Consider the following 322-nt stretch of genomic DNA (forward strand, 5'->3'; position numbering starts at 1 on the left):
TCAATGGTGACGGTCGCTTCGTTTGAGGTGTCACCCGTCAGGTTGTCTACGGTGTAGCTGATTGGCGTTGGGTCCGCGGTAAAACCTGCGACTGGGGCAAAGGTGATGGCACCTGTAGTCGGATTGACCGTCCATGTGCCTTCGCCTGGTACGTCCACCGATTTGCCGTCAGCGGCAATAGTACTGCCAGCTGGCGCTTGGGTGATGATGACGGTCGTTGGGTCAAGATCATTTTCAGCGTCGCTATCGTTACCAACGACGTCAACTTCAACGGTGGCACCTGAAGCACCCGATTCGCTGTCATCCACTGCCACTGGTGCGG

General features: G+C 56.8%; 1 protein-coding gene. It reads right to left on the reverse strand.

Features of this window, described 5'->3' with window-relative positions; genetic code table 11:
- Positions 1 to 314 (reverse strand): Ig-like domain-containing protein (locus R0K30_RS21440; protein ID WP_410612806.1); only part of this gene is annotated, 314 nt, incomplete at its 3' end.
- Between the last annotated feature and the right edge of the window lie 8 nt (positions 315 to 322).

Source organism: Bacillus sp. SIMBA_154 (genome assembly GCF_046536015.1).
Lineage (GTDB): Bacteria > Bacillota > Bacilli > Bacillales > Bacillaceae > Bacillus > Bacillus pumilus_P.